This window comes from Pseudomonas sp. P4_C3 (assembly GCF_056402075.1).
On record NZ_JBFUIC010000003.1, the window covers coordinates 95665 to 102980 of the forward strand.

Here is a 7316-nt window from a genome sequence, read left to right on the forward strand (position 1 = left end):
CTCAGAGCGTACCAAACACCTTCTTCGCCAAACTGGTCGCCGCAGCCGCCGGGTTCTGGCGGATGGTTTCTTCCTGTTTGCCGATCATTTCGAACAAGCCATTCAAGGCCTGCTCGGTGACGTAGTTTTCGACGTTGGCGTTTTTCGCATCCACTACGCCCATGGTCGCCGCTTGCCCGGCAAATGAGTTGTACTGTTGGGCCAGGCCAACCTTGTCGGTGGCTTGCTTGACGATGGGCAAGAACTTGGCGCGGATCTGTTCGCGGCTGGTCTTGTTCAGGTATTGGGTGGCCGAGTCGTTGCCGCCGCTGAGGATGCCTTTGGCGTCTTCAACGGTCATTTTTTTCACGGCATCGACAAGGATTGGCTGGGCCTGGGTGACGGCAGTTTCGGCTGCCTTGTTCATGCTGGCTTCCAGCTCATCGACCTGATCGCCCATGCCGAACTGTTTCATTTTGCTGGCGACCTTGCCCAGTTTGCCCGGCAGTTCGATTTTCACGTCCGGGTTGTTGCTGAAGCCGCCCGGGGTGCCGAGCTGTTTTACGGCCAGTTGAGCACCTTGGGTCAGTGCGTCCTTGAGCCCGCCGGTGGCGTCTTTTTGCGACAGGTCGCTGAGGGACAGCGCCAGGGCGCTGGCGGAGATCATCAAGCCTGCGCACAGGCCGGCAAAGCGGAGGGTAGGGTGGAGCATGGCAGCTTCCTTGTTCAAAAATGAGAATTAGCGAACAGCGTCGACGCGGATTTTCAGCGGTTGCGGGTCTTTGCCATCAAGCTGCACGGCATGGTTTTCGGTGGTGATGAACATCAGCTTGCCGTCGACTTCGATGCGCGCGCTGACCGAGTAGCGATGGCCTGGTTTGACCTGCGCCGGATCGTAACTCAGATGAAACGGCAGTGGCACCTGGCCTTTGACTTGACCTTTCTGTTCGTCGAGGACAGTGGCCGGTGCGTCGGCCAGGGACACGTCCTGCAAGCTTACGCTCAGGGTGGCGGTGGGCGGCAGGGCGCTGCGTTGCAGGTAAAAGACTTCGCCGTCGAGGCTGGCTTTCGGGGCAGATTGCATGGATTGGCAGGCGCCGAGCAAAACCGTAAGCCCGAGGAGAGAGAGTTTTTTCATGAAGCGGATCCTTGTCGTGGCGCCTGAAGAAAACCGGCGCCAACGACAATTTAGCGGATTTTGCCGGCGATAGCCCCGGTAACATTTTGCAATATGGTGCCAGGGATTTCGCCCAACTTGCCTCGGGGCGTTCTCAGACGCGGCTGACCAGCACTTCCTGCCCCTTCACATAATCGACACCCAATTCCACCCGGTGTTGTTGAGTGGTGGTGAAGATCAGACGGTCTTCGTGGGTGATGYTCGCGCTGATTGCATAGGTATGGTCGGGCAGGACATCGGCAAGCTTGTACGTCAGGTTGAAGTTCAGCCCGACATTTTCTGCATTGGGAGTGATCTGTACGGTCAGTTCCTTCGCGGCGACATCTTGCAGGCTGACATCCAGCAGGCGGACATGAAGCGTTGAGTTGGGCAGCAGTCCAATCTTTTCGAGATAATGTACTTTGCCACCAATGGTCTTTACGGATTCGTTGCTCATATTGATTTCCTTATCGATTGATCGTCGGTATTGACGAGCGCCCAGCATAGGTTCGAGGCAGCGATTTCTATGTAGGGGAATTCCTGCAAGCAGGGGCGAAGAGGGCGTGGCATGAGTCAGAAGCGTCCTTGCGTCAGCCATTAACCTGCGTGCAGTGATCCGATGAAATCAGAGCGGTGTTACCAACTCCGCCGCATCTTCACTACGATGCAACGCCACCTGCCGAATCGACAAGCGAATCTCCGCCGGCAACACCCGTTTGGCCGCGCCTTCGGCCAGTTCGCCAAGCAGTTCGTGATAACTCAACTTGCCGGCCTCGTCGCGCTTGAGCACGTCGAGGTCGAGCATGGTCTGGATGAAGTGGCGGAACAGGCTCTTGTCGAAGAATTCCGGGGCGTTCAGGCCATGCAGGATCGACAGGCGCTGGGCCATGACCGTGCACAGGTCTTCCAGTTCTTCGGCGCTGATGCTGTTCTGGCCACTGTTGAGCAGCAGGGAGACGGTCATGTAGAAGCGTTGCAGGGTCTGGGCGATGCTTTTCGACAGCAGCGTGAGCAGTACGAAATGCCGCGAGCTTGGCGCCGGGCGCAGGTACACATCGTTCTCGAAGCGCAGCAGGCCTTGTTCGACGAAGGCTTCCAGCCATTGATCGATCACCTCATCCAGTTCGTCCAGCGACCAGCGAATGAACAGCTCCGCTTGCAGGTACGGGTACAGCGCACGGGTGTAGCGCAGGATCTGTTCGCGGCTCATGCGCGAGGCGCTCTGGAAGAAGCTCGCCAGCAGTGCCGGCAGGGCGAAGATGTGCAGCACGTTGTTGCGGTAGTAGGTCATCAGGACGGCGTTCTGCTCATCCAGATACAGGATTTTGCCCAACGCATCGCTCTGCTCCGAGAGCAGGTCCATGTCCTTCACGTGCTCGATCAGCGCCCGGCCATCGCCTTCTGGCAAGGTGGTGTGCGGCGAATAGGGGACCTTGCGCAGCAGCGCCAGGTACAGGTCGAGCACCCGCGCCATGGCCCGGTCGTCCAGGGCCAGGCGGCTGGTGGACAGCAACGCCAGTGCCACCAGGTTGACCGGGTTGATCGCCGCCGCTTCGTTCAAATGCCGGGCGACTTTCTCACCGAGGCGGTTGGTGGTTTCGTTGAGCCAGGCGGGTCTGAACTGCGGGCCGAGTTCTTGTTGGCGCCAGTCCGGCTGCTCGCCGTCGAGGAATTGCGCCAGCTTGATCGGCTCGCCGAAGTTCACCGCCACCTGGCCGAAGCGCTGTTTGAGCGCGCCGATGACTTTGAAAATATCGAAGATCGACTCTTTCTTCTTGGCCGCACCGCGCAACTCGCCAAGATAGGTTCGACCTTCCAGCACGCGCTCGTAGCCGATGTATACCGGCACGAAGACGATGGGCATGCGCGACGAGCGCAAGAAGCTGCGCAGGGTGATCGCCAGCATCCCTGTCTTGGGTTGCAGCATGCGCCCGGTGCGCGAACGGCCGCCCTCGACGAAGTACTCCACCGGGAAGCCCTTGGTGAACAGGGTGTGCAGGTATTCGTTGAACACCGAGGTGTACAGCGGGTTGCCCTTGAACGTGCGGCGCATGAAGAACGCACCGCCGCGACGTAGCAGGCCGCCGATCACCGGCATGTTCAGGTTGATGCCGGCGGCAATGTGCGGCGGGGTCAGGCCGTTGCGGAACAGCAGGTATGACAGCAGCAGATAGTCGATGTGGCTGCGGTGGCACGGCACGTAGATCACTTCGTGACCCTGGGCGACCTTCTGCACGCCTTCGATGTGATTGACCTTGATACCGTCGTAGATCTTGTTCCAGAACCAGCTCAGCACCACTTCCATAAAACGGATCGCAGTGTAGGTGTAGTCCGAGGCGATTTCGTTGCCGTAGCGTAGCGCTTGAGCTTTGGCCTTCTCCGGTGAAATGTTCTCGCGTTCGGCTTCGTCGAGGATCGCTTGTTTGACCTGCGGCTGGTTCAGCAGGCCTTTGACCAGGTTGCGGCGGTGGGAAATGTCCGGGCCGATCACCGCCGCCTTCAGGTTGCGGAAGTGTACCCGCAGGATCCGCTGGGCCATGCGCACGGTGCGTTCATGGCCCTTGTCGTGCTCGATCAGTTCGCGCAGGTGGATCGGCGCGGAGAACTGCACGCGGGTCTTGCGTCCCAGCACGATGACGCTCAGCAATCGGCGCAAGCGCCCGGTGACCGCCCAGCTATCGGCGAACAGAAGTTTCCATGGGCTGTTTTCGCTGTCCGGCGACTGGCCCCAGAACACGCTGACCGGAATGATCTGCGCATCTTCGGCGGCGTTCTGGCTCAGGGCGCTGACCAGGCGGGTCAGGGTCGGCGGCGCACCGCGCTTGTCCTGGCGGCCGAGCCAGTCCGGGTCCGGCGTCAGGTAGAAGAACGCGGCGGGTTCCAGCAGGTTGCCCACCGATACCGGCAGCACCGGGCGTGGCAGGCCGGCCTTGCTGCATTCGGTGTCGACCACGGCGAGGTCGGTCAGCGAAGGGTTTTGCAGGACGTAGAACACCGGACGACTGCGGTCGAGGTTGAGGGTGAACGACGACTGGTTGATCGTCTCCGAGCGAACCCAGAGGTACAACAGTCGGCGCAAGGTGCCAAACACAAGACGGCGAAACGGGGAGCGGGTCATACGGCTTCTGCGTGAGTGAATAAAACCGAGCGTTTGCTTGGGAGGGCGATAGTGTGCCGGATTCATCGAAAATCGGCAAAAAAGCGGGTAAGTAAACTCTTGTTGAGAGTTTTAACGTCTGTCATATACTCGGCGCTCTGTCGCCGTTGCCCTCATGGGACCGGTATGCGCAGGCTGACGTTCCCGAGGCTTTCCTGCGAAAAGCCCGATCAATAATAAAAAGGGAGTATGAACAAATGGCAACACGCGAAACCGGCAACGTGAAGTGGTTCAACGACGCCAAGGGCTACGGCTTCATTCAGCGCGAGGACGGGGTGGACGTGTTCGTGCACTACCGCGCGATTCGTGGCGAAGGGCACCGTTCCCTGACCGAAGGCCAGCAGGTCGAGTATGCGGTGGTGGAAGGGCAGAAGGGGTTGCAGGCTGAGGATGTTGTAGGTCTGTAACCAGAATCTTCAGAACACCCAAAAACACTGTGGGAGCGAGCTTGCTCGCGATGACGTCCTTTCAGCCAACATAGATGTTGAATGTCAGTCCGCTATCGCGAGCAAGCTCGCTCCCACAGGTTCGGTGTTCAGGTTTTAAGCAGTTTTCCAGGTGATCTCTTCTTCACCATCGGCGCTGATGCGAATCCAGCGATCCGCCGTCTCCTCACCTTCCTCCTCGATCCAGCTACCCGGTGCGCAACGCACTTCCACGTTCAGCGCGGCAAACGCAGCGCGGGCGCAGGCGATGTCGTCGTCCCACGGGGTCTGGTCGCTTTCCAGGTACAGGCTGTTCCATTTGCCGACGGCTTTTGGCAGCCAGGTCACTGGCACGTTGCCGGCCTTGCACTTGTAGGTCTGGCCCTTCTGGACCCAATCGGTGCACGGACCCAATGCCGCACCGAGCCAGGCGGAAATGGCTTTGTGGTCGACGTCGGCGTCTTTCAGGTAAATCTCGATATCGGGTTGGCGCATGGATGTCCTCACTGCGGGTCTGAAAAATCCATTCGCGGATTTAGCCGGTCTTGAGCCGTTGCCCGAGACCAAAAATTTAAGTTATTGAAGAACAAAATAATCGTAGCGCATCGACACGGTGACCTCGAACGGCTCGGCCTGCTCGATAACAGCAGCACGGCGCTCGGCACTGGCGCGCCAGCCGTGGGGCGTCATCGCCAACAGGTTCGCCCGGTCCTGACCGCTTTCCAGCGTCAGCTTGAATTCCAGGGTTTCACTGTGGGTCAGCACCATGCCATCCGGTACCAGGGCCAGGTGCTTGTCGTCAGTGTATTCACGGACTTCGTCGTACAGCCGCTCACGCAGTTCCATCAGGTGGCCGCTGGTTGGCCCGACTTTCATCAGGCCACCGCCAACACTGAGCAGGCGCTTGGCTTCTTCCCAATCCAGCGGGCTGAAGACACTGGCCAGGAACTGGCAACTGCCGGAAGCCAACGGCACCCGGGCCATACTGGCGATCAACCAGGTGAGCTTCGGGTTGCGTTTGCAGGCGCGTTTGACCGCTTCGCGGGAGATGTCCAGGGCATACCCTTCGGCATCTGGCAGTGCCTTGGCGATTTGCGCGGTGTAGTAACCCTCGCCACATCCGATGTCCAGCCAGTGCTGTGGCGCTACACCTGCCGCCAGCTCCGCCAGACGCTTGGCTACCGGGGCGTAGTGCCCGGCATTCAGAAAGTCGCGGCGGGCTTCGACCATCGCCTGGTTATCCCCAGGGTCGCGGCTGTTTTTGTGCTGCACCGGCAACAGGTTCAAGTAACCCTGGCGCGCGCGGTCGAAACGATGTCCGGCGGGGCAGACCACGCCATTGTCCACCGCATTCAGCGGCTCACTGCAGATCGGGCACGCAAGCATCAGGCGAGCAACTTGATCAGGGTCTGGTAGTAGATTTCGGTCAGTACGTCGAGATCCGCTGCCAGCACACGCTCGTTGACCTGGTGGATGGTCGCGTTGACCGGGCCCAGCTCAACCACTTGGGTGCCCATGGTCGCGATGAAGCGCCCGTCGGAGGTCCCACCGCTGGTGGACGCCTTGGTTTCACGACCGGTGATGTCCTTGATGCTCGCCGACACCGCGTCCAGCAGCGCGCCCGGTTCGGTGAGGAACGGCAGGCCGGACAGCGCCCAGTCGATGTGCCAGTCCAGGCCATGTTTGTCGAGAATGTCGGCGACGCGCTTTTGCAGGCCTTCGACCGTCGATTCGGTGGAGAAACGGAAGTTGAACACCGCCACCAGGTCACCCGGGATCACGTTGGTCGCACCGGTACCGGAGTTGACGTTGGAGATCTGGAAACTGGTCGGCGGGAAGAAATCGTTGCCGTGGTCCCAGTGCTCGGCTGCCAGTTCGGCCAGGGCCGGGGCAGCGAGGTGGATCGGGTTCTTGGCCAGGTGCGGGTAGGCCACATGGCCCTGCACACCGCGCACGGTCAGCTTGGCGCCGAGGGAGCCGCGACGGCCGTTCTTGACCACGTCACCCACCAGGGTGGTGCTCGACGGTTCGCCGACGATGCACCAGTCCAGACGCTCCTTGCGTGCGGCGAGGCGTTCGACCACGGCCTTGGTGCCGTGGTGCGCCGGGCCTTCTTCGTCGCTGGTGATCAGAAAGGCGACTTTGCCTTTGTGATTCGGGTAGTCGGCGACAAAGCGCTCGGAGGCGACGGTCATGGCGGCGAGGCTGCCTTTCATGTCGGCGGCGCCACGGCCGCAGAGCATGCCGTGTTCGTCGATCAGCGCGTTGAACGGCTCGATCTGCCAGGCCGCCACCGGGCCGGTCGGGACCACGTCGGTGTGGCCGGCGAAGCACAGCACCGGACCGTCGTCCTGGCCGTGGGTGGCCCAGAAGTTATCCACATCTTCGATGCGCATCGGTTCCAGGGTGAAACCGGCATCGCCCAGGCGCTGCATCATCTGCTTCTGGCAATCGGCGTCGATCGGCGTCACGGACGGACGGCGGATCAGGTCGATGGCGAGTTGGAGGGTCGGCGAAAGGTCGGCGTGGGCCGTCATGGAAAGCTCCGATGTGTGCAGCACGATAAACCTGTAGGAGCTGCCGAAGGCTGCGATCTTTT

At 60.5% G+C, this 7316-nt stretch carries 8 protein-coding genes; 1 reads left to right on the top strand and 7 read right to left on the bottom strand.

Features of this window, described 5'->3' with window-relative positions; genetic code table 11:
• Window position 1: 1 nt before the first annotated feature.
• From AC1DVH_RS01640 to plsB, 4 genes are all read right to left on the bottom strand, one after another.
• Complete coding sequence (locus AC1DVH_RS01640) at window positions 2-691, bottom strand: DUF4197 domain-containing protein (RefSeq protein ID WP_477752373.1); 690 nt, start codon at window positions 689-691, stop codon at window positions 2-4.
• A 27-nt stretch (window positions 692-718) separates the two neighbouring features.
• On the bottom strand, window positions 719-1117 hold the full coding sequence (locus AC1DVH_RS01645) for a YbaY family lipoprotein (protein WP_477752374.1): 399 nt from the start codon (window positions 1115-1117) through the stop codon (window positions 719-721).
• Window positions 1118-1250: 133 nt separating this feature from the next.
• Complete coding sequence (locus AC1DVH_RS01650) at window positions 1251-1592, bottom strand: YbaY family lipoprotein (RefSeq protein WP_477752375.1); 342 nt, start codon at window positions 1590-1592, stop codon at window positions 1251-1253.
• A gap of 168 nt (window positions 1593-1760) precedes the next feature.
• Window positions 1761-4253, bottom strand: a complete 2493-nt coding sequence (plsB, locus tag AC1DVH_RS01655) for a glycerol-3-phosphate 1-O-acyltransferase PlsB (protein WP_477752376.1) — start codon at window positions 4251-4253, stop codon at window positions 1761-1763.
• Between the two features lie 236 nt (window positions 4254-4489).
• On the opposite strand from plsB, the gene AC1DVH_RS01660 reads away from it, so the two are divergent.
• Window positions 4490-4699 (top strand): cold shock domain-containing protein, encoded by a 210-nt coding sequence (locus tag AC1DVH_RS01660; protein ID WP_007954750.1) that lies wholly within the window; start codon window positions 4490-4492, stop codon window positions 4697-4699.
• A 135-nt stretch (window positions 4700-4834) separates the two neighbouring features.
• Here AC1DVH_RS01660 and AC1DVH_RS01665 read toward each other — a convergent pair whose 3' ends face one another.
• The 3 genes from AC1DVH_RS01665 to dapE form a co-directional block, all read right to left on the bottom strand.
• On the bottom strand, window positions 4835-5212 hold the full coding sequence (locus AC1DVH_RS01665; protein WP_204930192.1) for a hypothetical protein: 378 nt from the start codon (window positions 5210-5212) through the stop codon (window positions 4835-4837).
• Between the two features lie 81 nt (window positions 5213-5293).
• On the bottom strand, window positions 5294-6103 hold the full coding sequence (locus tag AC1DVH_RS01670) for a putative RNA methyltransferase (protein ID WP_477752377.1): 810 nt from the start codon (window positions 6101-6103) through the stop codon (window positions 5294-5296).
• The gene (gene dapE, locus AC1DVH_RS01675; RefSeq protein WP_223458812.1) at window positions 6103-7254 is read right to left on the bottom strand and encodes a succinyl-diaminopimelate desuccinylase; all 1152 of its coding nucleotides are present in this window, start codon (window positions 7252-7254) and stop codon (window positions 6103-6105) included. The genes AC1DVH_RS01670 and dapE overlap by 1 nt, the downstream gene beginning before the upstream one ends.
• Window positions 7255-7316 lie beyond the last annotated feature (62 nt).

Coding starts and splice junctions, on each gene's coding strand:
- plsB (WP_477752376.1), bottom strand. CDS start 4,253: ATGACCCGCTCCCCGTTTCGCCGTCTTGTGTTTGGCACCTTGCGCCGA.
- AC1DVH_RS01670 (WP_477752377.1), bottom strand. CDS start 6,103: ATGCTTGCGTGCCCGATCTGCAGTGAGCCGCTGAATGCGGTGGACAAT.
- AC1DVH_RS01665 (WP_204930192.1), bottom strand. CDS start 5,212: ATGCGCCAACCCGATATCGAGATTTACCTGAAAGACGCCGACGTCGAC.
- AC1DVH_RS01660 (WP_007954750.1), top strand. CDS start 4,490: ATGGCAACACGCGAAACCGGCAACGTGAAGTGGTTCAACGACGCCAAG.
- AC1DVH_RS01640 (WP_477752373.1), bottom strand. CDS start 691: ATGCTCCACCCTACCCTCCGCTTTGCCGGCCTGTGCGCAGGCTTGATG.
- dapE (WP_223458812.1), bottom strand. CDS start 7,254: ATGACGGCCCACGCCGACCTTTCGCCGACCCTCCAACTCGCCATCGAC.
- AC1DVH_RS01645 (WP_477752374.1), bottom strand. CDS start 1,117: ATGAAAAAACTCTCTCTCCTCGGGCTTACGGTTTTGCTCGGCGCCTGC.